This is a genomic window from Citrobacter sp. SX206 (genome assembly GCF_024181025.1).
GTDB classification, from domain to species: Bacteria; Pseudomonadota; Gammaproteobacteria; order Enterobacterales; family Enterobacteriaceae; genus Citrobacter; species Citrobacter youngae.
This window is the reverse complement of record NZ_CP049738.1, coordinates 4,585,422-4,612,199: the sequence shown is the minus strand read 5'-3', so window position 1 is coordinate 4,612,199 and position 26,778 is coordinate 4,585,422. Positions and strand designations below refer to the sequence as shown.

The following is a 26,778-nucleotide window of genomic DNA, read 5'->3' as shown; positions in this document are numbered from 1 at the left end:
GATGACTACCCAGGCTGTTTCTGGTCGCCGTTATTTCACTAAAGCATGGCTTCTGGAGCAAAAGTCGCTTATCGCTCTGTTAGTGCTGATCGCGATTGTTTCCACCATGAGCCCCAACTTTTTTACCGTTAATAACCTGTTCAACATTCTTCAGCAAACGTCGGTGAACGCCATCATGGCGGTCGGCATGACTCTGGTCATCCTGACGTCGGGTATCGATCTGTCCGTCGGTTCCTTACTGGCGCTGACCGGCGCGGTTGCGGCTTCCATTGTAGGGATTGAAGTCAATGCGCTGGTGGCTGTTGCTGCTGCTCTGGCGCTCGGCGCTGCCATTGGCGCGGTAACCGGGGTGATTGTCGCGAAAGGTCGCGTGCAGGCGTTTATCGCGACCCTGGTGATGATGCTGCTGCTGCGCGGTGTGACCATGGTCTACACCAACGGCAGTCCGGTAAACACCGGTTTTACTGATAATGCCGATCTGTTTGGCTGGTTCGGGATTGGTCGTCCATTAGGCATCCCTACGCCGGTGTGGATTATGGGGATTGTTTTCCTCGCGGCGTGGTACATGCTGCACCACACGCGTCTGGGTCGTTATATCTATGCGCTGGGCGGTAACGAAGCGGCAACGCGTCTGTCCGGAATCAGCGTCAGTAAAATCAAAATTATCGTCTATTCACTCTGTGGGCTGCTGGCTTCGCTGGCGGGCATCATTGAAGTGGCGCGTCTTTCCTCTGCACAACCGACGGCAGGTACAGGCTATGAGCTGGATGCTATCGCCGCGGTGGTATTAGGTGGTACCAGCCTGGCGGGTGGTAAAGGCCGCATTGTTGGGACGCTGATCGGCGCATTGATTCTTGGTTTCCTCAATAATGGTTTGAATTTGTTAGGTGTATCCTCCTATTACCAGATGATCGTCAAAGCGGTGGTGATTTTGCTGGCGGTACTGGTAGACAACAAAAAGCAGTAACAACGATTACAGGACATCTTAAATATGAACATGAAAAAACTGGCTACCCTGGTTTCTGCTGTTGCGCTGAGCGCCACCGTGAGCGCGAATGCGATGGCGAAAGATACCATTGCGCTGGTGGTCTCCACGCTTAATAACCCGTTCTTTGTCTCCCTGAAGGATGGGGCGCAAAAAGAGGCAGATAAGCTGGGTTACAACCTGGTGATTCTGGACTCGCAGAACAACCCGGCGAAAGAGCTGGCTAACGTTCAGGACTTAACGGTTCGCGGGACTAAAATCCTGCTGATCAACCCAACTGACTCCGATGCCGTGGGTAACGCCGTGAAGATGGCTAACCAGGCGAAGATTCCGGTTATCACCCTTGACCGCGTAGCGTCTAAAGGTGAAGTGGTAAGCCATATTGCGTCTGATAACGTGCTGGGCGGAAAAATTGCGGGTGATTACATCGCGAAAAAAGCCGGTGAAGGCGCGAAAGTTATCGAACTGCAGGGCATTGCCGGAACGTCTGCGGCGCGTGAGCGTGGCGAAGGTTTCCAGCAGGCCGTTGCGGCACACAAATTTAACGTACTGGCCAGCCAGCCGGCAGACTTCGACCGCACTAAAGGTCTGAACGTTATGCAGAACCTGCTGACCGCGCATCCTGACGTGCAGGCCGTATTTGCCCAGAACGATGAAATGGCGCTGGGTGCGCTGCGTGCGCTGCAAACGGCGGGTAAATCTGATGTGATGGTGGTTGGATTTGACGGCACTCCAGATGGCGAAAAAGCAGTAAATGATGGCAAACTGGCTGCGACCATTGCTCAGCTGCCGGATCAGATCGGCGCGAAAGGCGTTGAGACTGCGGATAAAGTCCTGAAAGGCGAGAAGGTTCAGGCTAAATATCCGGTTGACCTGAAGCTGGTTATCAAGCAGTAATACCGATTCAGGCCGCTCGCGACCTGATGGAGACATAAATACGCCATCCCTGGAGCTTGTTCTGAGGATGAAAGCGTAAAAAGAAAAGCAGGGCACGCGCCACCCTAACCCGGTGGCGCACTTTGACTTGGAATACCTAACATGAAAACCGCAGGCAACCTCGTTGTTCTTGGCAGCATTAATGCCGATCACATCCTCAACCTTAACTCTTTCCCGACACCGGGTGAAACCGTAACCGGTAGTCAATATCAGGTGGCGTTTGGCGGTAAAGGCGCGAATCAGGCGGTTGCTGCAGGGCGTAGTGGCGCGAATATCGCGTTCATTGCCTGTACGGGTGATGACGATATTGGCGAAAGTGTTCGTAAACAGTTAGCTCGCGATAATATTGATATTGCCCCGATTAGCGTTATTTCGGGTGAATCGACCGGTGTGGCACTGATTTTTGTGAATGCCGAAGGTGAGAACGTTATCGGTATTCATGCCGGCGCGAATGCTGCTCTTTCTCCGGCGTTGGTAGAAGCACAGCGTGACCGTATTGCTCAGGCGTCTGCGTTACTGATGCAATTAGAATCACCGATCGAAAGCGTACAGGCTGCGGCAAAGATTGCGCATCAGAATAAGACTCTGGTCGCCCTTAACCCAGCTCCGGCACGTGAACTATCCGACGAGCTGCTGGCGCTGGTGGATATTATTACCCCGAATGAAACCGAGGCTGAAAAGCTGACGGGGATCCGGGTAGAAAACGATGAAGATGCAGCTAAAGCGGCGCAGGCATTGCACGCGAAAGGGATCCATACTGTACTGATTACCTTAGGGAGTCGCGGTGTGTGGGCCAGTGTAAACGGTGAAGGTCAGCGAGTACCGGGTTTTAAAGTTGACGCGGTTGATACTATCGCTGCCGGAGATACCTTTAACGGTGCGTTAATCACAGCGTTACTGGAAGAGACTCCGCTATCGGAAGCCATCCGTTTTGCACATGCTGCCGCAGCGATTGCGGTCACACGTAAAGGTGCACAGCCTTCCGTTCCATGGCGTGAAGAAATCGAAGCGTTTTTAAGTCAACAGAGGTAACGCTTGGCTACAATGAAGGACGTTGCCCGCCTGGCGGGTGTTTCCACGTCGACGGTTTCTCACGTCATTAATAAAGATCGCTTTGTCAGTGAGGCGATCACTGACAAAGTTGATGCGGCAATCAAAGAGCTTAACTATGCGCCTTCCGCGTTGGCGCGTAGTCTCAAACTGAATCAGACCCGCACTATTGGCATGTTAATTACAGCCAGTACTAATCCCTTTTACTCTGAGCTGGTTCGTGGTGTTGAACGTAGCTGCTTTGAGCGCGGTTACAGCCTGGTGCTGTGCAACACCGAAGGTGACGAGCAGCGTATGAACCGTAATCTGGAAACGTTGATGCAAAAGCGGGTAGACGGCTTGCTGCTGCTCTGCACGGAAACACATCAGCCTTCCAGAGAAATCATGCAGCGTTACCCTTCTATACCGACCGTGATGATGGACTGGTCGCCTTTTGATGGTGAAAGCGATCTGATTCAGGATAACTCCCTGTTAGGTGGGGATTTAGCCACTCAACATCTGATCGAAAAAGGGTTTACGCGCATTGCCTGCATCACGGGCCCTCTGGATAAAACACCGGCGCGTCTGCGCCTGGAAGGGTATCGCGCGGCAATGAAGCGTGCAGGGCTGGCTATCCCGGATGGTTACGAGATCACCGGTGACTTCGAGTTTGGCGGTGGGTTTGAAGCTATGCAAACGCTGTTGTCGCATAAAGACCGCCCACAGGCTGTTTTTACCGGCAATGACGCGATGGCGGTTGGAGCATATCAGGCTTTATATCAGTCTGGATTGCGTATCCCACAGGATATAGCGGTAGTCGGTTATGATGATATAGAACTGGCGCGCTATATGACGCCGCCGCTGACAACTATTCACCAACCGAAAGATGAGTTGGGTGAACTGGCCATTGATGTGTTAATCCACCGTATGGCACAGCCCGAATTGCAGCAACAGCGCTTGCAGCTTACTCCTGTTCTGATGGAGCGGGGGTCGGTTTAGGCTTATGTCGATCTTTGATCAGATTGCGCCCATCTTTGGCTCTTAACAGCATAAACATCAGCGCCGATACGACGGTGATCGCGCCCATTGTAATAAAGGTATAGTGGAACTGTTCAACCGTATTGGTTCCTTCCATACCTTCGTAGATACGCAGAACCGCGGCACTAATGGCAACCCCTAAACTAATAGACAGCTGCTGCGTAACGGCTAAAACACTGTTTCCGCTGCTGGCATTCTCATCAGTTAAATCGGCCAGAGTAATGGTATTCATTGAGGTAAACTGGGTGGACATCGCCATACCTAAAATGAACAGTGGCAGAATTAGCATCCAGACCGGCATGGCGGGAGACTGCAAAGAGAACTGTGCAATCATCAGGCCGATAAACACTGTAATACCGACCAGCGTGGTCCGGTAGCCGAGTCGGCGCAGTACCTGCGTCACCATCGATTTCGCCAGAATTGAGCCCAGCGCTGTCGGAGCCATCATGCAACCGGCAATGAGTGCCGGGTATCCAAAGCCTACCTGCAGCATCAGTGGCATTAAGAAAGGTACGCATCCCGTTCCCAGGCGAGTAGCAAGGTTTCCGGCGATGCCAACAGAAAAGGTTCGCGTTTTAAAAATAGGAAGCGCAATCAATGGTGTCGGATGGAGACGCGCATGACGAATGTAGGCGAGCAGTAGCACAATGCTGGCGAGAATAATGCCAAGTGCGACCCAACTGGCAACAAGTTTCTCGCCAAACAGCTCAACACCGCTGGAAAACAGTACCAGGCTTAGACCAAAGAGAAAGAAACCGGTCATATCGAAGCCGCGGCGTGGTGTGGTGAAGTTCGGCATATATTTGCGGGCATAGAAGATACCGGCTATGCCGATGGGAATATTAATCAGGAAGATCCAGTGCCAACTGGCCCACGTTACCAGCACGCCACCCAGTACCGGACCTAAAATCGGTCCAACAAGACCGGGCATGGTCACGAAATTAAGTACGGGGAGCAGTTCGCTGCGCGGGTAAGCACGCAATAATGCCAGACGGGCAACAGGCATCATCATTGCGCCACCGATACCCTGTATCACGCGGAAAACCACCAGTTCACTTAATGAGCTGGAAAGTGCACAAGCCAACGATCCCAACGTAAACAGGCTAACGGCAATCATAAATACACGCCGGGTCCCGAATCTGTCAGCCAACCATCCACTCACCGGGATCAGCATAGCGACTGTCAGGGTATAGCTGATAATGGCTGATTGCATAGCAAGCGGGGAGCGGTTAAGACTATGTGCTATTGCGGGTAAGGCCGTGTTGAGGATAGTGGCATCTAATGCCTGCATAAAAAAGGCCATGGCGGCTATCCATGGCAATCCAGCCATACTGCGCGATTTCTTTTCTGACATAGATTATTTATCCGGGAGCTCGTTCGGTGCTATCAGCAATGCCTGACAGGCGGCAAAAGCGCGTTCGCCATCGCTATCTTCTATTGCATCGACAATGGCCTGGTGCAAATCCAGCTTGACCACATCGTTATAGGTAATCGACGTAAAGTAGGTCTGATAAACGGAATGGAACAATGATGCGAAGGATATCAGGAATGGATTCGCGCTCATTTCATAAATGTGCTCATGCCAGGCAATATCAACTTCAATCCAACGTTCGCGTCTGAAGTTTCTTTTCAGCTCGACCATCTCTTCCATTAATGTATTGAGATGGGCTTTCTGCTCTGCCGTACCAATCGTCGCCGCCAGTGAACAGGCTTGAGGCTCCAGGCTAATACGCATCACCAGAAAGTGTTTAATGACCTGTGGAAAATTATCTTCCGTCATCCACCAGGTGAGCAGCTCCTGATCGAGGAAGTTCCAGTTTGCCTGCGGCATAACGCGTGTACCAATACGTGGGCGCGGTAATACCATACCTTTAGCCGTTAATGTCTTAACTGCCTCTCTTACCGCAGTTCGGCTTACGCCAAACTGATCGCCCAGCTCAATTTCACCTGGCAGGATAGCGCCGGGTGCGTATTCACCTTTTAATATTCTCTGAGCCAGTTTTTCTGCCAGAACATAGGAAAGATTCTTTTGGGCAGCTATCTGTTGGGCATTTAAAGGCATGAATGTTCTTCCTTACGCTTTTTCTTATTCATTAGTATGCCATCAGGGAGTGTGATTGCGGCTGCAAAAACGGCAAATTGCTTATTTTATGGCATGTTAATGGTGGTTTTGGTGAAAAAATACGCATTCGGAAAGTTATTTTAAATTTCCCCTTGTCAGCCTGAAATAACTCCCTATAATGCGCCTCCACTGACACGGAACAACGGCACGCAAGCCGCCGGGTCAGCGGGGTTCCACTGAGAACTCCGGCGAAGAAGGCGAAATTAAATGCTTGACTTCGTAGCGGGATGGCGTAATATGCACACCCCGCGCCGCTGAGAAAAAGCGAAGCGGCACTGCTCTTTAACAATTTATCAGACAATCTGTGTGGGCACTCGAAGATACGGATTCTTAACGTCGCAAGACGAAAAATGAATACCAAGTCTCTGAGTGAACATACGTAATTCATTACGAAGTTTAATTCACGAGCATCAAACTTAAATTGAAGAGTTTGATCATGGCTCAGATTGAACGCTGGCGGCAGGCCTAACACATGCAAGTCGAACGGTAGCACAGAGGAGCTTGCTCCTTGGGTGACGAGTGGCGGACGGGTGAGTAATGTCTGGGAAACTGCCCGATGGAGGGGGATAACTACTGGAAACGGTAGCTAATACCGCATAATGTCGCAAGACCAAAGAGGGGGACCTTCGGGCCTCTTGCCATCGGATGTGCCCAGATGGGATTAGCTAGTAGGTGGGGTAACGGCTCACCTAGGCGACGATCCCTAGCTGGTCTGAGAGGATGACCAGCCACACTGGAACTGAGACACGGTCCAGACTCCTACGGGAGGCAGCAGTGGGGAATATTGCACAATGGGCGCAAGCCTGATGCAGCCATGCCGCGTGTATGAAGAAGGCCTTCGGGTTGTAAAGTACTTTCAGCGAGGAGGAAGGTGTTGAGGTTAATAACCTCAGCAATTGACGTTACTCGCAGAAGAAGCACCGGCTAACTCCGTGCCAGCAGCCGCGGTAATACGGAGGGTGCAAGCGTTAATCGGAATTACTGGGCGTAAAGCGCACGCAGGCGGTCTGTCAAGTCGGATGTGAAATCCCCGGGCTCAACCTGGGAACTGCATCCGAAACTGGCAGGCTAGAGTCTTGTAGAGGGGGGTAGAATTCCAGGTGTAGCGGTGAAATGCGTAGAGATCTGGAGGAATACCGGTGGCGAAGGCGGCCCCCTGGACAAAGACTGACGCTCAGGTGCGAAAGCGTGGGGAGCAAACAGGATTAGATACCCTGGTAGTCCACGCCGTAAACGATGTCGACTTGGAGGTTGTGCCCTTGAGGCGTGGCTTCCGGAGCTAACGCGTTAAGTCGACCGCCTGGGGAGTACGGCCGCAAGGTTAAAACTCAAATGAATTGACGGGGGCCCGCACAAGCGGTGGAGCATGTGGTTTAATTCGATGCAACGCGAAGAACCTTACCTACTCTTGACATCCAGAGAACTTGGCAGAGATGCCTTGGTGCCTTCGGGAACTCTGAGACAGGTGCTGCATGGCTGTCGTCAGCTCGTGTTGTGAAATGTTGGGTTAAGTCCCGCAACGAGCGCAACCCTTATCCTTTGTTGCCAGCGATTCGGTCGGGAACTCAAAGGAGACTGCCAGTGATAAACTGGAGGAAGGTGGGGATGACGTCAAGTCATCATGGCCCTTACGAGTAGGGCTACACACGTGCTACAATGGCGCATACAAAGAGAAGCGACCTCGCGAGAGCAAGCGGACCTCATAAAGTGCGTCGTAGTCCGGATTGGAGTCTGCAACTCGACTCCATGAAGTCGGAATCGCTAGTAATCGTGGATCAGAATGCCACGGTGAATACGTTCCCGGGCCTTGTACACACCGCCCGTCACACCATGGGAGTGGGTTGCAAAAGAAGTAGGTAGCTTAACCTTCGGGAGGGCGCTTACCACTTTGTGATTCATGACTGGGGTGAAGTCGTAACAAGGTAACCGTAGGGGAACCTGCGGTTGGATCACCTCCTTACCTTAAAGAAACGTTCTTTGTAGTGCTCACACAGATTGTCTGATGAAAAGTAAATAGCAAGGCGTCTTGCGATTGAGACTGACACGTCCCCTTCGTCTAGAGGCCCAGGACACCGCCCTTTCACGGCGGTAACAGGGGTTCGAATCCCCTAGGGGACGCCACTTGCTGGTTTGTGTGAGTGAAAGTCGCCGGCCCTAATATCTCAAAACTTACCTTCGGGTGACGTTTGAGATATTTGCTCTTTAAAAATCTGGATCAAGCTGAAAATTGAAACGACACACTGTTTCATTTCTCCGTAATAAGAAATGAAAAATGGTGTGTTCGAGTCTCTCAAATTTTCGCAACACGGTGGTGTTTTACGAAACATCTTCGGGTTGTGAGGTTAAGCGACTAAGCGTACACGGTGGATGCCCTGGCAGTCAGAGGCGATGAAGGACGTGCTAATCTGCGATAAGCGTCGGTAAGGTGATATGAACCGTTATAACCGGCGATTTCCGAATGGGGAAACCCAGTGTGTTTCGACACACTATCATTACGTGAATACATAGCGTAATGAAGCGAACCGGGGGAACTGAAACATCTAAGTACCCCGAGGAAAAGAAATCAACCGAGATTCCCCCAGTAGCGGCGAGCGAACGGGGAGCAGCCCAGAGTCTGAATCAGCTTGTGTGTTAGTGGAACGGTCTGGAAAGTCCGACGGTACAGGGTGATAGTCCCGTACACCAAAATGCACAGGTTGTGAACTCGAAGAGTAGGGCGGGACACGTGGTATCCTGTCTGAATATGGGGGGACCATCCTCCAAGGCTAAATACTCCTGACTGACCGATAGTGAACCAGTACCGTGAGGGAAAGGCGAAAAGAACCCCGGCGAGGGGAGTGAAAAAGAACCTGAAACCGTGTACGTACAAGCAGTGGGAGCCTCTTTATGGGGTGACTGCGTACCTTTTGTATAATGGGTCAGCGACTTATATTCTGTAGCAAGGTTAACCGAATAGGGGAGCCGAAGGGAAACCGAGTCTTAACTGGGCGTTAAGTTGCAGGGTATAGACCCGAAACCCGGTGATCTAGCCATGGGCAGGTTGAAGGTTGGGTAACACTAACTGGAGGACCGAACCGACTAATGTTGAAAAATTAGCGGATGACTTGTGGCTGGGGGTGAAAGGCCAATCAAACCGGGAGATAGCTGGTTCTCCCCGAAAGCTATTTAGGTAGCGCCTCGTGAACTCATCTTCGGGGGTAGAGCACTGTTTCGGCTAGGGGGTCATCCCGACTTACCAACCCGATGCAAACTGCGAATACCGAAGAATGTTATCACGGGAGACACACGGCGGGTGCTAACGTCCGTCGTGAAGAGGGAAACAACCCAGACCGCCAGCTAAGGTCCCAAAGTCACAGTTAAGTGGGAAACGATGTGGGAAGGCACAGACAGCCAGGATGTTGGCTTAGAAGCAGCCATCATTTAAAGAAAGCGTAATAGCTCACTGGTCGAGTCGGCCTGCGCGGAAGATGTAACGGGGCTAAACTGTGCACCGAAGCTGCGGCAGCGACACTATGTGTTGTTGGGTAGGGGAGCGTTCTGTAAGCCGTTGAAGGTGTGTCGTGAGGCATGCTGGAGGTATCAGAAGTGCGAATGCTGACATAAGTAACGATAATGCGGGTGAAAAACCCGCACGCCGGAAGACCAAGGGTTCCTGTCCAACGTTAATCGGGGCAGGGTGAGTCGACCCCTAAGGCGAGGCCGAAAGGCGTAGTCGATGGGAAACAGGTTAATATTCCTGTACTTGGTGTTACTGCGAAGGGGGGACGGAGAAGGCTATGTTAGCCGGGCGACGGTTGTCCCGGTTTAAGCATGTAGGCGGAGGTTCCAGGTAAATCCGGTACCTTTTTAACGCTGAGGTGTGATGACGAGGCACTACGGTGCTGAAGTAACAAATGCCCTGCTTCCAGGAAAAGCCTCTAAGCATCAGGTAACACGAAATCGTACCCCAAACCGACACAGGTGGTCAGGTAGAGAATACCAAGGCGCTTGAGAGAACTCGGGTGAAGGAACTAGGCAAAATGGTGCCGTAACTTCGGGAGAAGGCACGCTGATATGTAGGTGAAGTGATTTACTCATGGAGCTGAAATCAGTCGAAGATACCAGCTGGCTGCAACTGTTTATTAAAAACACAGCACTGTGCAAACACGAAAGTGGACGTATACGGTGTGACGCCTGCCCGGTGCCGGAAGGTTAATTGATGGGGTTATCCGTAAGGAGAAGCTCTTGATCGAAGCCCCGGTAAACGGCGGCCGTAACTATAACGGTCCTAAGGTAGCGAAATTCCTTGTCGGGTAAGTTCCGACCTGCACGAATGGCGTAATGATGGCCAGGCTGTCTCCACCCGAGACTCAGTGAAATTGAACTCGCTGTGAAGATGCAGTGTACCCGCGGCAAGACGGAAAGACCCCGTGAACCTTTACTATAGCTTGACACTGAACACTGGTCCTTGATGTGTAGGATAGGTGGGAGGCTTTGAAGTGTGGACGCCAGTCTGCATGGAGCCAACCTTGAAATACCACCCTTTAATGGCTGGTGTTCTAACGTGGACCCGTAATCCGGGTTGCGGACAGTGTCTGGTGGGTAGTTTGACTGGGGCGGTCTCCTCCTAAAGAGTAACGGAGGAGCACGAAGGTTAGCTAATCCTGGTCGGACATCAGGAGGTTAGTGCAAAGGCATAAGCTAGCTTGACTGCGAGAGTGACGGCTCGAGCAGGTGCGAAAGCAGGTCTTAGTGATCCGGTGGTTCTGAATGGAAGGGCCATCGCTCAACGGATAAAAGGTACTCCGGGGATAACAGGCTGATACCGCCCAAGAGTTCATATCGACGGCGGTGTTTGGCACCTCGATGTCGGCTCATCACATCCTGGGGCTGAAGTAGGTCCCAAGGGTATGGCTGTTCGCCATTTAAAGTGGTACGCGAGCTGGGTTTAGAACGTCGTGAGACAGTTCGGTCCCTATCTGCCGTGGGCGCTGGAGAATTGAGGGGGGCTGCTCCTAGTACGAGAGGACCGGAGTGGACGCATCACTGGTGTTCGGGTTGTCATGCCAATGGCATTGCCCGGTAGCTAAATGCGGAAGAGATAAGTGCTGAAAGCATCTAAGCACGAAACTTGCCCCGAGATGAGTTCTCCCTGAGACTATAAGTCTCCTGAAGGAACGTTAAAGACGATGACGTTGATAGGTCGGGTGTGTAAGTGTAGCGATACATTGAGCTAACCGATACTAATGAACCGTGAGGCTTAACCTTACAACGCCGAAGATGTTTTGGCGAAGAGACAGACATCAGATTCAGCTTGATTACAGATGACATCAGAACGCAGAAGCGGTCTGATAAACAGAATTTGCCTGGCGGCTGTAGCGCGGTGGTCCCACCTGACCCCATGCCGAACTCAGAAGTGAAACGCCGTAGCGCCGATGGTAGTGTGGGGTCTCCCCATGCGAGAGTAGGGAACTGCCAGGCATCAAATTGCAGTAAACCGGGATGAATAATCCGGGTAGTGACAAAGAAATTCGGTGGAGCGGTAGTTCAGTTGGTTAGAATACCTGCCTGTCACGCAGGGGGTCGCGGGTTCGAGTCCCGTCCGTTCCGCCACTTATTAGAAAATTAAGCCTGCTTAGTAGCAGGCTTAATGATAAGAAAATTTAGGGGCGTAGCTCAGTTGGTAGAGCACCGGTCTCCAAAACCGGGTGTCGCGAGTTCGAGTCTCTCCGCCCCTGCCAGAAACAATCCTTAGCATCCTTGCTAAGGATTTTTTTTTTACCTGAACATCATATTCTGGATCTTCCAGTTCATTTTTTCCCGGCATCCTTGCCAGCGTTTTCATTAATCTTCCAAAATATTTGTTTTCAGCAGATCGCGAATAAGTGCATGTTTGTCGCTATTTTGCAGCCAAACCGCATATAACGGACGTGAAAGAGTCGCACTGTCAGTAACTGTATGAAGATCGCTTTTGGTTCTGGCCCAACTGACGGGAAGCCAACTAAACCCTTTAATTACAGAAAGTTGCTGTCTTGCCAGTTCTGCAGAACTGGTGGTAAGTACCGGCACTTCATCTCCAGCAATCAATCCCGCTTCGTGCTGCTGAAAATCCGGTCCCCATTCCAGGCGTAGGTAATTCAGTTCATCTTTGGTTTGCGATGGAGAGCTACAATAGAGCGCCAGCGTGAAATATCCCAACAGTTGGCTGCTAAATTCGTCCATTTTTGGGGTTTCGGTCGTAATTAACAGATCCAGCTGTCGTTCATGGAGCTGCTTTACTAGCGACTGGCGCTGAGCGATCCTCGCTTCAAACTGCAGGCTGGATTGTGGCTCCTGAGATTGGTATAAACGCCGCAACCAGTCATTGAGCATGCATTCCCAAAGGGATGCACTGGCACCGATCGAAAACTCGTTGTGCCGTGAGGTATTCGCGACCTCCTTACGTGCTGCTTGCCATGTATTCATCAGCGTTTCAGCGTAAGGCAATAATTTTTCACCTGCAGCGGTCAAACGAATATTGTTTCTGTGTCGGGTGAACAGGTTCACACCCAGTTGATTTTCCAGTTGTCTGATCCGAAAACTCACCGCTGACTGGGTCAGGTAGAGCGCTTCAGCTGCCCGACCAAAGTGGCGTGTCCGGCTAACTTCCAGGAAAGTTTTTAACAATTCCGTATCCACAACGCGCTCCATAAAATTATTTGTCGTGATGATTTAAATCTTTTGTTTGACGCTCTGTCAAGCGTAACTAATACTCCGCGCCATAAATAGCTCGGCCAAAGAATTAGGAGCGTGCAGGATGGCGGAAAGCTTTACGACGACTAATCGATATTTCGACAATAAATATTACCCCCGTGGATTCTCCCGTCATGGTGATTTCACCATTAAAGAGGCACAGCTGCTTGAGCGTCATGGCTATGCCTTCAACGAGCTGGATCTGGGTAAACGTGAGCCAGTAACAGAAGAAGAAAAATTGTTTGTTGCGGTATGCCGTGGTGAACGTGAGCCAGTTACCGAAGCTGAACGCGTGTGGTCTAAATACATGACGCGCATTAAGCGTCCAAAACGCTTCCACACGCTGTCTGGTGGGAAACCTCAGGTGGAAGGTGCAGAAGACTACACCGAATCTGATGATTAATAAAAAAAGGGCGTAAGCCCTTTTTTTATGTCAGTAATTTCTGCAGGTGAATTAATAACCTGTCTATCGCCCGATAAGCAACGGCCTCCTGCAAGTGCTGGCGGGTGATATGGTCGCACTGTTCAATATCTGCAATGGTACGTGCGACTTTTATCAGGCGTAGCCAGGCGCGGATGGACAATCCAAGACGAGCTAACGTGTCCTCAAGCCAGTGCGCATCATCGCTGCGCAGTACACAGTATTTATGGATATCCTGGCTGTCCAGATACGCATTTAACTTATTTTGCCGCCGATACTGACGCTCTCGTGCGGCGATGACGCGTTGCTTCACCGTTGCGCTATCTTCACCTTTCACTACGCTCTGGCTGAGTATGCCGGGTGGCGGTAAGGGAATTTCGAGGGAGAGGTCAAAGCGGTCAAGAAATGGACCTGATAATCGATTGAGGTAGCGCAGAGTCTGTTCTGGGGTACAGCGGTTATGATTCCCCTGATAATGGCCTGTCGGGCTTGGATTCATTGCAGCAATGAGTTGAAAGCGCGCGGGATAGGTTATTTTTGCTCTGGTACGGGATAGATGTATCTGCCCGGACTCAATGGGTTCGCGCAGTGCATCCAGCGTGCGTCGCTCAAACTCAGGTAATTCATCCAGAAATAATATACCGTTATGTGCCAGGGAGATCTCGCCTGGCGCAGGAATAGAGCCTCCACCGACCATTGCGGTTAATGAAGCACTATGATGGGGAGAACGAAAAGGGCGTTGCTTCCACTGTTTTTGTATCGTATCGGAATTAACCAGACTGAGGATCGCTGCACTTTCCAGCGCCTCATCGTTGCTAAGTGGAGGAAGCAGTCCTCTGAGACGGCTGGCCAGCATGGTCTTGCCCGTACCAGGCGGGCCGATAAACAGGAGGTTGTGACCACCAGCGGCGGTGATCTCCAGCCCTCGTTTACCCTGTTCCTGACCGATAACATCGCTGAGATCCTCTGGTGAAGGTTCGGCGGTAAAGTCTGCAGATTGCGGTTTGTCTAAATCATGCTTTCCTTCCAGGAATGCGCATACCGCCTGCAGGTGATCGGCAATCAGGCACCCTTCGCCGTGTATTAGACCAACCTCTGCGGCATTCTCTTTAGCGACAATGATTCGCCGGCCTGCACGAATCGCTTCGGTTGCGCTTGATATAGCGCCTGGAACGCCGCGTAAAGCGCCTGTAAGCGCTAATTCGCCTACCAGCTCATAGGTATCGAGATTATGGGGTGTAAGCTGCTCAGAAGCGACCAGAAGCGCAACAGCGATAGGTAAATCATATCGCCCCCCTTCTTTGGGGAGGTCAGCCGGAGCCAGGTTGATGGTTATCTTCCTGGCCGGGAATTCATACCCGCTATTAATAATTGCACTGCGTACCCGATCGCGAGCCTCTTTCACTGTCGTTTCAGGTAACCCCACCATGGTTAAACCAGGCAGGCCATTACTAATATGTACCTCGATGGTAATGGCTGGTGCATTCACGCCGAGGGCGGCGCGTGTGTGAACAATCGATAGTGACATAACCCCTCCTGATGGGAATATTATGTCGCAATAGATATCAGCAAGATTCTGCATAATTGATGTTTTTAGACGCTTATTCCTGTGTTTTTGTGTAATCAGGAATTGCTTGCCCCATGTCTGGAATCTCGCTCGCAAATGCGTATAAGTGTGCCGAGGAAAGAGATCGCAGGTGGTGCTGATGCGCTGAAACGTGAAATATTTTCATTTTATATTTTTTGTATAAAAAACAACGATATTTATCTAAACCGTTAACGGCGTCAGAAAAATGAAAACAAAAATATCTTGTGCTATTCGCAAATTCTATGGTAACTCTTTAGGTATTCCTTCGAACAAGATGCAAGAAAATACAAAAATGACAGCCCTTCTACGAGTGATTAGCCTGGTCGTGATTAGCGTGGTGGTGATTATTATCCCACCGTGCGGGGCTGCACTTGGACGAGGAAAGGCTTAGAAAACAAGCCTTAACGAACTAAGACCCCCGCACCGAAAGGTCCGGGGGTTTTTTTTGACCTTAAAAACTTAAACGAGGAGCAGAAAGTGAACGACAGCATAAAATTCTGTTTCTCAAGATTTACGACGGGGATGTAACTATGAATGGGGCACAGTGGGTGGTACATGCGTTGCGTGCACAAGGGGTTCAAACCGTCTTTGGTTATCCCGGTGGCGCAATTATGCCGGTTTACGATGCATTGTATGACGGCGGCGTAGAGCACCTGTTGTGCCGACACGAGCAGGGTGCGGCGATGGCGGCGATTGGTTATGCCCGTGCAACGGGTAAAACCGGTGTTTGTATCGCCACTTCCGGTCCTGGTGCTACCAACCTGATCACCGGACTTGCCGATGCGTTGTTAGATTCTGTTCCAGTGGTCGCGATCACCGGCCAGGTGGCATCACCTTTCATCGGAACGGATGCGTTCCAGGAAGTGGACGTGCTTGGTATGTCGCTGTCCTGCACCAAACACAGCTTCCTGGTGCAGTCACTGGAAGAGCTGCCGCGCATCATGGCTGAGGCCTTCGCCGTGGCGAATTCCGGTCGCCCGGGTCCGGTTCTGGTGGATATCCCGAAAGATATCCAATTAGCCAGCGGTACGCTGGAGCCGTATTTTACGACCGTCGAAAACGTTGAGGCTTTTCCGCATGCTGACGTTGAGCAGGCGCGTAACATGCTGGCGCAGGCGCAGAAACCCATTCTGTACGTTGGTGGCGGCGTAGGTATGGCACAGGCGGTTCCGGCCCTGCGTGAGTTTATTGCGCTTACTCAAATGCCTGTCGCTTGCACGCTGAAAGGTCTGGGCGCAGTAGATGCTGACTACCCCTACTATTTGGGCATGTTGGGAATGCACGGGACTAAAGCGGCAAATTTCGCGGTGCAAGAGTGTGATTTACTGATTGCAGTTGGCGCGCGTTTTGATGACCGGGTGACTGGTAAGCTGAATACTTTCGCACCGAACGCCAGCGTGATCCACATGGATATCGACCCGGCAGAAATGAACAAACTGCGCCAGGCGCATGTGGCCCTGCAGGGCGATTTAAATTCGCTGCTGCCGGCATTACAGCAGACGTTGAAGATTGACGAATGGCGTCAGCACAGTGCAGAACTGCGAGCAGAGCATACCTGGCGCTACGACCATCCGGGTGAGGCCATCTATGCACCGTTGTTGTTAAAACAACTGTCGGACCGTAAACCAGCGGATAGCGTTGTTACGACGGATGTTGGCCAGCATCAGATGTGGTCTGCACAGCATATGACCTATACCCGCCCGGAAAATTTCATCACCTCGAGCGGCTTGGGTACGATGGGCTTTGGTTTACCTGCCGCGGTTGGCGCACAGGTTGCTCGCCCGAACGATACGGTAATCTGTATCTCCGGTGACGGTTCCTTCATGATGAATGTACAGGAACTCGGCACCGTAAAACGCAAGCAGTTGCCGCTGAAGATAGTTTTACTCGACAACCAGCGGTTAGGCATGGTGCGACAATGGCAGCAGTTGTTTTTCCTGGAACGTTATAGCGAAACCACCCTTACCGATAACCCCGATTTCCTCATGTTGGCCAGCGCCTTCGGCATACCTGGTCAGCACATCACCCGTAAAGACCAGGTTGAAGCGGCACTCGACACCATGCTGAACAGCGAGGGGTCATACCTGCTTCATGTCTCAATCGACGAACTTGAGAATGTCTGGCCTCTGGTACCGCCAGGTGCCAGTAACTCAGAAATGCTGGAGAAATTATCATGATGCAACATCAGGTCGCCGTTGAGGCTCGTTTCAATCCGGAAACGTTAGAACGTGTTTTACGCGTGGTACGCCATCGTGGTTTTCAGGTGTGCTCCATGAATATGGAAGCCGCCAGCGATGCGCAGAATATAAATATCGAATTGACCGTTGCCAGCCCCCGGTCGGTCGACTTACTGTTTAGTCAGTTAAGTAAACTGGTGGACGTTGCACATGTTGCCATCTGCCAGAGCACAACCACATCACAACAAATCCGCGCCTGAGCGCAAAAGGAAGAAAAATGACGACGAAAAAAGCTGATTACATTTGGTCTAATGGCGAGATGATTCGTTGGGAAGACGCGAAGGTTCACGTGATGTCCCACGCGCTGCACTACGGTACTTCTGTATTTGAAGGCATCCGTTGCTACGATTCTCACAAAGGGCCGGTGGTGTTCCGTCATCGCGAACATATGCAGCGTCTGCGTGATTCAGCCAAGATCTATCGTTTTCCGGTTTCTCAGAGCGTTGATGAGCTGATGGAAGCTTGCCGTGAGGTGATTCGTAAAAACAATCTGACCAGCGCCTATATCCGTCCGCTGGTGTTTGTTGGCGACGTGGGGATGGGCGTTAACCCGCCAGCGGGTTACACCACCGACGTGATTATCGCCGCGTTCCCGTGGGGGGCTTACCTCGGTGCTGAAGCGCTGGAACAGGGGATCGATGCGATGGTTTCTTCCTGGAACCGCGTTGCGCCAAACACTATCCCTACCGCTGCTAAGGCTGGTGGTAACTATCTGTCTTCGCTGCTGGTGGGTAGCGAAGCGCGTCGTCATGGTTACCAGGAAGGTATTGCGCTGGATGTGAATGGTTACATCTCTGAAGGCGCGGGTGAAAACCTGTTTGAAGTAAAAGACGGCATTCTGTTTACCCCGCCGTTTACCTCCTCCGCGCTGCCAGGTATCACCCGTGACGCAATCATTAAGCTGGCGAAAGATCTCGATATCGAAGTGCGTGAGCAGGTGCTGTCCCGTGAATCGCTGTACCTGGCCGACGAAGTGTTTATGTCCGGTACTGCGGCCGAAATCACGCCCGTACGCAGCGTCGATGGTATTCAGGTGGGCGAAGGCCGCTGCGGCCCTGTCACCAAACGCATCCAGCAGGCCTTCTTTGGCCTCTTCACCGGTGAAACGGAAGATAAATACGGCTGGTTAGATCAGGTTAATCAATAAACATAAATTTGGGACGGCACGCACCGTCCCAATTATTAGACAGACGGGAGTTAATCAAGCATGCCTAAGTATCGTTCTGCTACCACCACCCACGGCCGTAATATGGCGGGTGCCCGCGCACTGTGGCGCGCCACCGGGATGACCGATGATGACTTCGGTAAACCGATTATCGCTGTGGTGAACTCCTTTACCCAGTTTGTGCCGGGCCATGTCCATCTGCGCGATCTCGGTAAGCTGGTTGCCGAACAAATCGAAGCCTCTGGCGGCGTAGCGAAAGAGTTCAACACCATTGCTGTGGATGATGGTATCGCCATGGGCCACGGGGGCATGCTGTATTCACTGCCGTCACGCGAGCTGATCGCTGACTCCGTTGAGTACATGGTTAACGCCCACTGCGCCGATGCGATGGTCTGCATCTCCAACTGCGACAAAATCACCCCGGGGATGTTAATGGCCTCCCTGCGTCTGAACATTCCGGTGATCTTTGTTTCTGGTGGCCCGATGGAAGCCGGGAAAACCAAGCTCTCTGACCAAATCATCAAGCTCGATCTGGTTGATGCAATGATTCAGGGCGCGGACCCGAAAGTCTCTGACTCACAAAGCGAACAGGTTGAGCGTTCCGCCTGCCCGACCTGCGGCTCATGCTCCGGGATGTTCACCGCAAACTCGATGAACTGTCTGACCGAAGCGCTGGGTTTATCGCAGCCGGGTAACGGTTCGCTGCTGGCGACTCACGCCGACCGTAAAACGCTGTTCCTTAACGCGGGTAAACGCATCGTTGAGCTGACTAAACGCTACTATGAGCAGGATGATGCTTCTGCGCTGCCGCGCAACATTGCCAGCAAGGCGGCGTTTGAGAATGCCATGACGCTGGATATCGCCATGGGCGGCTCCACCAACACCGTTCTGCACCTGCTGGCGGCGGCGCAGGAAGCGGAAATCGACTTCACAATGAGTGATATCGACAAGCTGTCCCGCAAAGTCCCACAGCTGTGTAAAGTGGCGCCGAGCACGCAGAAATACCATATGGAAGATGTGCACCGCGCAGGCGGCGTATTGGGTATTTTAGGCGAACTGGATCGTGCCGGACTGCTGAACCGCGACGTGAAAAACGTGCTGGGGCTGACGCTGCCGCAAACGCTCGATCGGTATGACGTGATGCTGACCAAAGATGACGCGGTGAAAAAGATGTTCCGCGCTGGCCCGGCGGGCATCCGTACCACTCAGGCGTTCTCGCAGGACTGCCGCTGGGACACGCTGGATGACGATCGCGCCGAAGGCTGTATCCGTTCTCTGGAACATGCTTACAGCAAAGATGGCGGTCTGGCAGTCCTGTACGGTAACTTCGCGGAAAACGGCTGTATTGTGAAAACCGCAGGTGTGGATGACAGCATCCTGAAATTTACCGGCCCGGCGAAAGTGTACGAAAGCCAGGATGACGCGGTTGAGGCGATCCTTGGCGGCAAAGTGGTGGCGGGCGACGTGGTGGTGATTCGCTACGAAGGGCCGAAAGGCGGGCCAGGTATGCAGGAAATGCTCTACCCAACCACCTTCCTGAAATCGATGGGGCTCGGCAAGGCCTGTGCGCTGATAACAGATGGCCGTTTCTCCGGCGGCACATCCGGCCTGTCTATCGGCCACGTTTCCCCGGAAGCGGCCAGCGGCGGTAATATCGCGATTATCGAAGATGGCGACATGATTGCTATCGATATCCCGAATCGTGGTATTCAACTGCAGTTGAGCGATGCGGAAATCGCGGCACGCCGCGAAGCACAGGAAGCACGCGGTGACAAAGCCTGGACGCCTAAAGATCGTCAGCGTCAGGTCTCCTTTGCGCTGCGCGCCTACGCCAGTCTGGCAACCAGCGCCGACAAAGGCGCGGTGCGCGATAAGTCGAAACTCGGGGGATAATGACCATGGCGGATTCACAACCTCTATCTGGTGCTCCTGAGGGCGCCGAGTATCTCAGAGCGGTATTGCGTGCGCCGGTCTACGAAGCGGCGCAGGTAACGCCGCTACAAAAAATGGACAAGCTCTCTTCGCGCCTCGATAACGTAATTCTGGTCAAGCGCGAAGACCGTCAACCCGTTCATAGCTTCAAGCTGCGCGGAGCCTACGCCATGATGGCGGGCCTGACCGAAGAGCAAAAAGCGCATGGGGTCATCACCGCATCGGCGGGTAATCATGCCCAGGGCGTCGCGTTCTCTTCTGCACGACTAGGCGTGAAGGCACTGATTGTCATGCCAACGGCCACCGCCGATATCAAAGTTGATGCCGTGCGTGGCTTCGGCGGAGAAGTGCTGCTGCATGGCGCGAATTTTGATGAAGCCAAAGCCAAAGCGATTGAGCTATCGCAGCAGCAGGGTTTTACCTGGGTTCCGCCGTTCGATCATCCGATGGTGATTGCCGGGCAGGGTACGCTGGCGCTGGAGTTACTGCAGCAGGATGCTCACCTCGACCGTGTTTTTGTCCCGGTGGGCGGCGGCGGTCTGGCGGCGGGCGTGGCGGTGTTGATCAAACAGCTGATGCCGCAGATCAAAGTGATCGCCGTTGAAGCTGAAGATTCCGCCTGCCTTAAAGCGGCGCTGGATGCCGGTCATCCGGTTGATCTCCCGCGCGTCGGTCTCTTTGCTGAAGGCGTGGCGGTCAAACGCATTGGTGATGAAACCTTCCGTCTGTGCCAGGAATACCTCGACGACATTATCACCGTTGATAGCGATGCTATTTGCGCAGCGATGAAAGACCTGTTTGAAGATGTGCGAGCCGTGGCTGAGCCATCGGGCGCGCTGGCGCTGGCGGGAATGAAAAAATACATCGCCCAGCACAATATTCGCGGTGAGCGGCTGGCGCATGTGCTTTCCGGAGCTAACGTTAACTTCCACGGCCTGCGCTACGTGTCTGAACGCTGCGAGTTGGGGGAGCAACGTGAAGCATTGCTGGCGGTGACCATCCCGGAAGAGAAGGGCAGCTTCCTGAAATTCTGCCAACTGCTGGGTGGGCGCTCGGTTACTGAGTTTAACTACCGTTTTGCTGATGCCAAAGATGCCTGCATTTTTGTCGGCGTACGCCTGAGCCGTGGTCTGGAAGAACGTAAAGAAATCCTCCAGTTGCTTAGTGACGGCGGCTACAGTGTGGTGGATCTGTCTGACGACGAAATGGCGAAGCTGCACGTGCGCTATATGGTCGGTGGACGTCCGTCGAAACCCTTGCAGGAACGGCTGTTCAGCTTCGAATTCCCGGAATCGCCGGGGGCGCTGCTGAAGTTTCTGCATACACTGGGGACGCACTGGAATATTTCATTGTTCCACTATCGCAGTCATGGAACTGACTACGGCCGTGTACTGGCGGCGTTTGAGTTGGGTGAGCATGAACCTGATTTCGAAACGCGGCTGAACGAACTGGGCTATGACTGTCATGATGAAACACATAACCCCGCGTTTCGTTTTTTTCTCGCGGGGTAATGTTTGGGGAGCCTGACGGCACTGCGCCTGTCTGGCCTGCGCCCTGACTCTCTGCCGGTTAAGGTGCTTGCGCCGCCGTTCGGCGGCTAGTGATTTGGCAATATCTTCCAGAAAGCATCAATAAGCGGCTCATGCAGCCGCTTTTTTTGTGCGCATACGCCCAGCTCGAACGGTGTTTTTTCGTCGCTACGTTCCAGAATCATCACGCGGTTACGTACCGGCTCCGGGCTATTCTCCAGCACCACTTCTGGCAACAATGCTACGCCGCAGCCCAGCGCCACCATCGACACCATCGCCTCGTGGCCGCCCACGGTGGCGTAAATCGACGGGTTGCTGATTTTATTGCGCCGGAACCACAGCTCAATGCGGCGGCGCACCGGCCCCTGGTCGGCCATGATAAACGGCACCGTTGACCAGTCTGGCTCATCCACCGAAATCTGGTTGCGCACCGGGCAGGGCAGTGCTGGCGCTATCAATACCACAGCCAGATTCTCCAGCATGGAAAAGGCCACCGCGCCGGGCAGTGTCTCGGGCTTACCGGCAATTGCCAGATCGGCCTCGCCGGTGACGACTTTTTCCATTGCATCAGCCGCGTCACCGGTGGTGAGCTTGATTTCCACCGACGGATGCTCGGCGCGGAAGCGGTCGAGGATCGGTGGTAAATGGCTGTAGGCGGCAGTCACTGAGCAGAAGATATGCAGTTCACCGGACAACGACGGTCCTTGTTGATCAATGGTATGGCGTAATTGCTGATACTGCAGCAGCGTCTGCTGGGCAAACACGCGCAGCTCCTCACCGGCTTCGGTGAGCGTCACCGTGCGGTTATCGCGGACAAACAGCGGCTGGCCGAGGTCTTCTTCAAGACGCTGAATTTGCCGGGAGAGCGTGGAGGGGCTGACGTGCATCGCCCGCGCGCTGCGGCCAAAATGGCGGCTTTCCGCCAGATGCAGGAACATTTTCAGATCGCGTAAATCCACCGGCGAACCTCTTTATTTTGACGTTGCAGATATTGCAATGTGACGTTGTGAATATATCAATTTCCGCAATAAATTTCCTGTCATATAGTGGGTTCATTCTCGCAAAAGCGAACCGAATAATAAGCACCACAACACAACATCACGGAGTACACCATCATGGCTAACTACTTTAATACACTGAATCTGCGTCAGCAGCTGGCTCAGCTGGGCAAATGTCGCTTCATGGGCCGCGAAGAATTCGCCGACGGCGCAAGCTACCTTCAGGGTAAAAAAGTGGTCATCGTCGGCTGTGGCGCTCAGGGTCTGAACCAGGGCCTGAACATGCGTGACTCCGGTCTGGATATTTCCTACGCACTGCGCAAAGAAGCGATCGCTGAGAAACGTGCTTCGTGGCGTAAAGCGACCGAAAACGGCTTCAAAGTAGGTACCTACGAAGAACTGATCCCGCAGGCTGACCTGGTGGTTAACCTGACGCCAGACAAACAGCACTCCGACGTTGTGCGTTCCGTACAGCCGCTGATGAAAGACGGCGCGGCGCTGGGTTACTCCCACGGTTTCAATATCGTCGAAGTGGGCGAGCAGATCCGTAAAGACATCACCGTTGTGATGGTGGCACCGAAGTGCCCGGGTACCGAAGTGCGTGAAGAGTACAAACGTGGTTTCGGCGTACCGACGCTGATCGCCGTCCACCCGGAAAACGACCCGAAAGGCGAAGGCATGGCGATCGCTAAAGCCTGGGCTGCGGCAACCGGCGGTCACCGTGCTGGCGTACTGGAATCCTCCTTTGTTGCAGAAGTGAAATCTGACCTGATGGGCGAGCAGACTATTCTGTGCGGTATGCTGCAGGCGGGCTCTCTGCTGTGCTTCGACAAGCTGGTGGAAGAAGGTACTGACCCGGCTTATGCGGAAAAACTGATTCAGTTCGGCTGGGAAACCATCACCGAAGCGCTGAAGCAGGGCGGTATCACGCTGATGATGGACCGTCTGTCTAACCCGGCAAAACTGCGCGCTTATGCGCTGTCCGAACAGCTGAAAGAGATCATGGCACCGCTGTTCCAGAAACACATGGACGACATCATCTCCGGTGAATTCTCCTCCGGCATGATGGCTGACTGGGCCAACGACGATAAGAAACTGCTGACCTGGCGTGAAGAGACCGGCAAAACCGCGTTCGAAACCGCCCCGCAGTTTGAAGGCAAAATCGGCGAGCAGGAGTACTTCGATAAAGGCGTTCTGATGATTGCGATGGTGAAAGCGGGCGTTGAGCTGGCGTTCGAAACCATGGTTGATTCTGGCATCATCGAAGAGTCTGCTTACTACGAATCACTGCACGAACTGCCGCTGATCGCGAACACCATCGCGCGTAAGCGTCTGTACGAAATGAACGTGGTTATCTCCGATACCGCAGAATACGGTAACTACCTGTTCTCTTACGCTTGCGTACCGCTGCTGAAAGAGTTCATGACCACTCTGCAGACCGGCGATCTGGGCAAAGCGATTGCTGAGGGTGCGGTAGATAACGCGCAGCTGCGTGATGTGAACGAAGCGATTCGCGGCCACGCTATCGAGCAGGTTGGTAAGAAACTGCGTGGTTATATGACGGATATGAAGCGTATTGCGGTAGCGGGTTAAATAGATTGTCGGGTGGTGCTAGCGCTTACCCGACCTACAATTTAGCCAAGAATGTAGGCCGGGTAAGGCGACAGCCGCCACCCGGCTTTTTTATTAGTTACGGTACAGCACTTTAATGATGTGGTAACCGAACTGCGTGTGCAGCGGGCCAGTTGGCTCCAGCACCGGGCAAGAGAAGACGACTTTATCGAACGCCGGGACCATCTGGCCCTGGCGGAATTCGCCTAAATCACCGCCGCGTTTGCCTGATGGGCAGATTGAGTGTTTCTTCGCCAGCTTGCCAAAGTCGGCACCGTTTTTAATTTGTTCCAGAAGATCCAAAGCCAGTTTCTCTTCTTTAACAAGGATATGCACTGCTGCTGCTGTTTTTGCCATGATCGTGCCTTGAGTGGGGTGGTTGAGGCTGGCTATACTACCATGCTCTAAATTTCCCCTCCTGACTTTCATTGAGTGATCTTTATGCGTTTGAATCCCGGACAACAACAAGCCGTCGAATTTGTCACAGGACCTTGCCTGGTGCTGGCGGGGGCGGGTTCCGGAAAGACGCGCGTTATCACCAATAAAATTGCGCACCTGATCCGCGTTTGTGGCTATCAGGCGCGGCATATCGCGGCGGTGACTTTTACCAATAAGGCCGCGCGTGAAATGAAAGAGCGTGTGGCGCAGACGCTGGGTCGTAAAGAGGCGCGTGGATTGATGATCTCCACGTTCCACACGTTGGGGTTGGATATCATCAAGCGTGAATTTGCGGCGTTGGGGATGAAGTCGAACTTCTCGCTGTTTGACGATACCGACCAGGTGGCTCTGCTTAAGGAACTGACCGAAGGGCTAATTGAAGACGATAAACTTATCCTTCAACAGCTGATCTCAACGATCTCCAACTGGAAAAACGATCTGATGACCCCGGCGCAGGCAGCGGCCAGCGCTAAAGGCGAACGCGATCGTATTTTCGCGCACTGCTATGGTTTGTACGACGCGCATATGAAGGCGTGCAACGTGCTGGACTTTGACGATCTGATCCTACTGCCGACGTTGCTGCTTCAGCGTAATGAAGAGGTGCGCGAGCGCTGGCAGAACAAAATCCGCTACCTGCTGGTGGATGAATACCAGGATACCAACACCAGCCAGTACGAGCTGGTGAAGCTGCTGGTGGGGCAACGTGCGCGCTTTACCGTGGTGGGTGATGACGATCAGTCTATTTACTCCTGGCGCGGCGCGCGTCCGCAAAACCTGGTGCTGCTGAGCAAAGATTTTCCGGCGCTACAGGTGGTGAAGCTGGAGCAAAACTACCGTTCCTCCGGGCGTATCCTCAAGGCGGCGAACATCCTCATTGCTAACAACCCGCACGTCTTTGAAAAGCGCTTGTTCTCTGAGCTGGGCTACGGACCTGAGCTGAAAGTACTGAGTGCCAACAACGAAGAGCATGAAGCGGAACGCGTGACCGGGGAGTTGATTGCTCATCACTTTGTGAATAAGACGCAGTATAAGGACTATGCGATCCTGTATCGCGGTAATCATCAGTCGCGCGTGTTCGAAAAGTTTCTAATGCAGAACCATATCCCGTACAAAATTTCCGGCGGAACGTCGTTTTTCTCGCGTCCGGAAATCAAAGATCTGCTGGCCTACCTGCGTGTGCTGAGCAACCCGGATGACGACAGCGCATTTTTGCGGATCGTAAACACGCCAAAACGTGAAATCGGCCCGGCCACACTGCAAAAGTTGGGTGAGTGGGCGATGACGCGTAATAAAAGCTTGTTTACTGCCAGCTTTGATATGGGTCTAAGCCAGACGCTGACCGGCCGCGGTTATGATTCTCTAACCCGCTTTACGCACTGGCTGGGGGAAATCCAGCGCCTCGCGGAGCGTGAACCGATTGCTGCCGTGCGTGACCTGATCCATGGCATTGATTACGAATCCTGGCTGTATGAAACCTCGCCGAGCCCGAAAGCGGCAGAAATGCGTATGAAGAACGTCAACACGCTGTTCAGCTGGATGACGGAGATGCTGGAAGGCAGTGAGCTGGAAGAGCCAATGACCCTGACCCAGGTCGTTACCCGCTTTACCCTGCGCGACATGATGGAGCGTGGAGAGAGTGAAGAAGAGCTGGACCAGGTGCAGTTGATGACGTTACATGCCTCAAAAGGGCTGGAGTTCCCCTATGTGTTTATGGTGGGAATGGAAGAGGGCTTCTTACCTCATCAGAGCAGCATCGATGAAGACAACATTGATGAAGAGCGTCGTCTGGCCTACGTCGGCATTACCCGTGCACAGAAAGAGCTTATCTTCACGTTGTGCAAAGAACGCCGTCAGTACGGTGAACTGGTGCGTCCGGAGCCAAGCCGCTTCCTGCTGGAACTGCCACAGGATGACGTTATCTGGGAACAGGAGCGTAAAGTGGTGAGCGCTGAGGAGCGGATGCAAAAGGGGCAGGCCAGCATTGCGAATATCCGGGCAATGATGGCGAAAGCCAAAGAGAAGTAATATTTATTTGGTA

At 52.8% G+C, this 26,778-nt stretch carries 20 protein-coding genes, 3 tRNA genes and 3 rRNA genes; 20 read left to right on the top strand and 6 right to left on the bottom strand.

The features are described 5' to 3' along the window. Position 1 precedes the first annotated feature (1 nt). The 4 genes from rbsC to rbsR all read left to right on the top strand — a co-directional run bounded on the left by rbsC (position 2) and on the right by rbsR (position 3,949). On the top strand, positions 2–967 hold the full coding sequence (rbsC, locus tag G8S19_RS22230; RefSeq protein WP_003826999.1) for a ribose ABC transporter permease: 966 nt from the start codon (positions 2–4) through the stop codon (positions 965–967). 24 nt (positions 968–991) lie between these two features. Next, positions 992–1,882: a ribose ABC transporter substrate-binding protein RbsB gene (rbsB, locus tag G8S19_RS22225; RefSeq protein WP_003023760.1), complete on the top strand. Its 891-nt coding sequence runs from the start codon at positions 992–994 to the stop codon at positions 1,880–1,882. 141 nt (positions 1,883–2,023) lie between these two features. After that, positions 2,024–2,953, top strand: a complete 930-nt coding sequence (rbsK, locus tag G8S19_RS22220; RefSeq protein WP_115601252.1) for a ribokinase — start codon at positions 2,024–2,026, stop codon at positions 2,951–2,953. 3 nt (positions 2,954–2,956) lie between these two features. Continuing rightward, a complete protein-coding gene (gene rbsR / locus G8S19_RS22215) occupies positions 2,957–3,949 on the top strand; it encodes a ribose operon transcriptional repressor RbsR (RefSeq protein WP_101742139.1) in 993 nt (330 codons plus the stop codon). Here rbsR and mdtD read toward each other — a convergent pair. Both mdtD and G8S19_RS22205 read right to left on the bottom strand, forming a co-directional pair. After that, on the bottom strand, positions 3,915–5,342 hold the full coding sequence (gene mdtD, locus G8S19_RS22210; RefSeq protein ID WP_101742140.1) for a multidrug transporter subunit MdtD: 1,428 nt from the start codon (positions 5,340–5,342) through the stop codon (positions 3,915–3,917). The two genes, rbsR and mdtD, sit on opposite strands and share 35 nt — an antisense overlap. A 3-nt stretch (positions 5,343–5,345) precedes the next feature. Further along, a complete protein-coding gene (locus tag G8S19_RS22205) occupies positions 5,346–6,050 on the bottom strand; it encodes a FadR/GntR family transcriptional regulator (RefSeq protein WP_048213796.1) in 705 nt (234 codons plus the stop codon). Between the two features lie 478 nt (positions 6,051–6,528). Between G8S19_RS22205 and G8S19_RS22200 the strand changes: the two genes are divergently transcribed. From G8S19_RS22200 to G8S19_RS22175, 6 genes are all read left to right on the top strand, one after another. Then, a 16S ribosomal RNA gene (locus G8S19_RS22200) occupies positions 6,529–8,070 on the top strand. Between the two features lie 85 nt (positions 8,071–8,155). Further along, a tRNA-Glu gene (locus G8S19_RS22195) sits at positions 8,156–8,231 on the top strand. 219 nt (positions 8,232–8,450) lie between these two features. Further along, a 23S ribosomal RNA gene (locus tag G8S19_RS22190) occupies positions 8,451–11,357 on the top strand. Positions 11,358–11,454: 97 nt separating this feature from the next. Beyond that, positions 11,455–11,570: ribosomal RNA gene (gene rrf, locus G8S19_RS22185) — 5S ribosomal RNA — on the top strand. Together the 16S, 23S and 5S rRNA genes with 3 tRNA genes alongside form the textbook arrangement of a ribosomal RNA operon. A gap of 55 nt (positions 11,571–11,625) precedes the next feature. Next, positions 11,626–11,702 (top strand) — tRNA-Asp (locus tag G8S19_RS22180). A gap of 52 nt (positions 11,703–11,754) precedes the next feature. Then, positions 11,755–11,830, top strand: a tRNA-Trp gene (locus tag G8S19_RS22175). 103 nt (positions 11,831–11,933) lie between these two features. Here the strand turns inward: G8S19_RS22175 and hdfR are convergent. Continuing rightward, positions 11,934–12,779 carry an HTH-type transcriptional regulator HdfR gene (gene hdfR, locus G8S19_RS22170; protein WP_101743119.1) on the bottom strand — a complete coding sequence of 282 codons (846 nt, stop codon included), beginning with the start codon at positions 12,777–12,779 and terminating at the stop codon, positions 11,934–11,936. A gap of 106 nt (positions 12,780–12,885) precedes the next feature. Here hdfR and maoP point away from each other — a divergent pair, with 106 nt between their 5' ends. Further along, the gene (gene maoP / locus G8S19_RS22165; protein ID WP_003018025.1) at positions 12,886–13,224 is read left to right on the top strand and encodes a macrodomain Ori organization protein MaoP; all 339 of its coding nucleotides are present in this window, start codon (positions 12,886–12,888) and stop codon (positions 13,222–13,224) included. Positions 13,225–13,249: 25 nt separating this feature from the next. Here the strand turns inward: maoP and G8S19_RS22160 are convergent, their stop codons facing one another. Next, positions 13,250–14,770, bottom strand: a complete 1,521-nt coding sequence (locus G8S19_RS22160; RefSeq protein WP_124022126.1) for a YifB family Mg chelatase-like AAA ATPase — start codon at positions 14,768–14,770, stop codon at positions 13,250–13,252. Between the two features lie 352 nt (positions 14,771–15,122). Between G8S19_RS22160 and ilvL the strand changes: the two genes are divergently transcribed. The 7 genes from ilvL to ilvA all read left to right on the top strand — a co-directional run bounded on the left by ilvL (position 15,123) and on the right by ilvA (position 21,675). Continuing rightward, entirely contained in the window at positions 15,123–15,221 is a 99-nt protein-coding gene (gene ilvL / locus G8S19_RS22155) for an ilv operon leader peptide (protein WP_001311244.1), read from the top strand. Positions 15,222–15,307: 86 nt separating this feature from the next. Further along, positions 15,308–15,358 (top strand): peptide IlvX, encoded by a 51-nt coding sequence (gene ilvX, locus G8S19_RS22150; RefSeq protein ID WP_197724107.1) that lies wholly within the window; start codon positions 15,308–15,310, stop codon positions 15,356–15,358. A gap of 2 nt (positions 15,359–15,360) precedes the next feature. After that, entirely contained in the window at positions 15,361–17,007 is a 1,647-nt protein-coding gene (gene ilvG / locus G8S19_RS22145; RefSeq protein ID WP_253685885.1) for an acetolactate synthase 2 catalytic subunit, read from the top strand. Then, positions 17,004–17,267, top strand: coding sequence for an acetolactate synthase 2 small subunit (ilvM, locus tag G8S19_RS22140; protein ID WP_003018017.1), 264 nt, complete (start codon positions 17,004–17,006; stop codon positions 17,265–17,267). Before ilvG ends, ilvM begins: the two co-directional genes overlap by 4 nt. A gap of 17 nt (positions 17,268–17,284) precedes the next feature. Further along, positions 17,285–18,214 (top strand): branched-chain amino acid transaminase, encoded by a 930-nt coding sequence (locus G8S19_RS22135; protein WP_003018014.1) that lies wholly within the window; start codon positions 17,285–17,287, stop codon positions 18,212–18,214. 60 nt (positions 18,215–18,274) lie between these two features. Beyond that, a complete protein-coding gene (gene ilvD, locus G8S19_RS22130) occupies positions 18,275–20,125 on the top strand; it encodes a dihydroxy-acid dehydratase (RefSeq protein ID WP_003844609.1) in 1,851 nt (616 codons plus the stop codon). Between the two features lie 5 nt (positions 20,126–20,130). Continuing rightward, positions 20,131–21,675: a threonine ammonia-lyase, biosynthetic gene (gene ilvA, locus G8S19_RS22125; RefSeq protein ID WP_061068785.1), complete on the top strand. Its 1,545-nt coding sequence runs from the start codon at positions 20,131–20,133 to the stop codon at positions 21,673–21,675. Positions 21,676–21,761: 86 nt separating this feature from the next. On the opposite strand, the gene ilvY is transcribed toward ilvA, so the two are convergent. Beyond that, positions 21,762–22,652, bottom strand: coding sequence for an HTH-type transcriptional activator IlvY (gene ilvY, locus G8S19_RS22120; RefSeq protein WP_048214055.1), 891 nt, complete (start codon positions 22,650–22,652; stop codon positions 21,762–21,764). Between the two features lie 156 nt (positions 22,653–22,808). Between ilvY and ilvC the strand changes: the two genes are divergently transcribed. Beyond that, positions 22,809–24,284 carry a ketol-acid reductoisomerase gene (gene ilvC, locus G8S19_RS22115; RefSeq protein ID WP_048214056.1) on the top strand — a complete coding sequence of 492 codons (1,476 nt, stop codon included), beginning with the start codon at positions 22,809–22,811 and terminating at the stop codon, positions 24,282–24,284. Between the two features lie 93 nt (positions 24,285–24,377). On the opposite strand, the gene ppiC is transcribed toward ilvC, so the two are convergent. Continuing rightward, on the bottom strand, positions 24,378–24,659 hold the full coding sequence (gene ppiC, locus G8S19_RS22110) for a peptidylprolyl isomerase PpiC (protein WP_003017999.1): 282 nt from the start codon (positions 24,657–24,659) through the stop codon (positions 24,378–24,380). Between the two features lie 84 nt (positions 24,660–24,743). Between ppiC and rep the strand changes: the two genes are divergently transcribed. Then, positions 24,744–26,765, top strand: coding sequence for a DNA helicase Rep (gene rep / locus G8S19_RS22105; RefSeq protein ID WP_253685883.1), 2,022 nt, complete (start codon positions 24,744–24,746; stop codon positions 26,763–26,765). Positions 26,766–26,778 lie beyond the last annotated feature (13 nt).

Bases quoted from the DNA above. Each gene is read 5' to 3' on its own strand.
- rbsC (WP_003826999.1), top strand. From the start codon at position 2: ATGACTACCCAGGCTGTTTCTGGTCGCCGTTATTTCACTAAAGCATGG.
- rbsB (WP_003023760.1), top strand. From the start codon at position 992: ATGAACATGAAAAAACTGGCTACCCTGGTTTCTGCTGTTGCGCTGAGC.
- rbsK (WP_115601252.1), top strand. From the start codon at position 2,024: ATGAAAACCGCAGGCAACCTCGTTGTTCTTGGCAGCATTAATGCCGAT.
- mdtD (WP_101742140.1), bottom strand. From the start codon at position 5,342: ATGTCAGAAAAGAAATCGCGCAGTATGGCTGGATTGCCATGGATAGCC.
- G8S19_RS22205 (WP_048213796.1), bottom strand. From the start codon at position 6,050: ATGCCTTTAAATGCCCAACAGATAGCTGCCCAAAAGAATCTTTCCTAT.
- hdfR (WP_101743119.1), bottom strand. From the start codon at position 12,779: ATGGAGCGCGTTGTGGATACGGAATTGTTAAAAACTTTCCTGGAAGTT.
- maoP (WP_003018025.1), top strand. From the start codon at position 12,886: ATGGCGGAAAGCTTTACGACGACTAATCGATATTTCGACAATAAATAT.
- G8S19_RS22160 (WP_124022126.1), bottom strand. From the start codon at position 14,770: ATGTCACTATCGATTGTTCACACACGCGCCGCCCTCGGCGTGAATGCA.
- ilvL (WP_001311244.1), top strand. From the start codon at position 15,123: ATGACAGCCCTTCTACGAGTGATTAGCCTGGTCGTGATTAGCGTGGTG.
- ilvG (WP_253685885.1), top strand. From the start codon at position 15,361: ATGAATGGGGCACAGTGGGTGGTACATGCGTTGCGTGCACAAGGGGTT.
- ilvM (WP_003018017.1), top strand. From the start codon at position 17,004: ATGATGCAACATCAGGTCGCCGTTGAGGCTCGTTTCAATCCGGAAACG.
- G8S19_RS22135 (WP_003018014.1), top strand. From the start codon at position 17,285: ATGACGACGAAAAAAGCTGATTACATTTGGTCTAATGGCGAGATGATT.
- ilvD (WP_003844609.1), top strand. From the start codon at position 18,275: ATGCCTAAGTATCGTTCTGCTACCACCACCCACGGCCGTAATATGGCG.
- ilvA (WP_061068785.1), top strand. From the start codon at position 20,131: ATGGCGGATTCACAACCTCTATCTGGTGCTCCTGAGGGCGCCGAGTAT.
- ilvC (WP_048214056.1), top strand. From the start codon at position 22,809: ATGGCTAACTACTTTAATACACTGAATCTGCGTCAGCAGCTGGCTCAG.
- ppiC (WP_003017999.1), bottom strand. From the start codon at position 24,659: ATGGCAAAAACAGCAGCAGCAGTGCATATCCTTGTTAAAGAAGAGAAA.
- rep (WP_253685883.1), top strand. From the start codon at position 24,744: ATGCGTTTGAATCCCGGACAACAACAAGCCGTCGAATTTGTCACAGGA.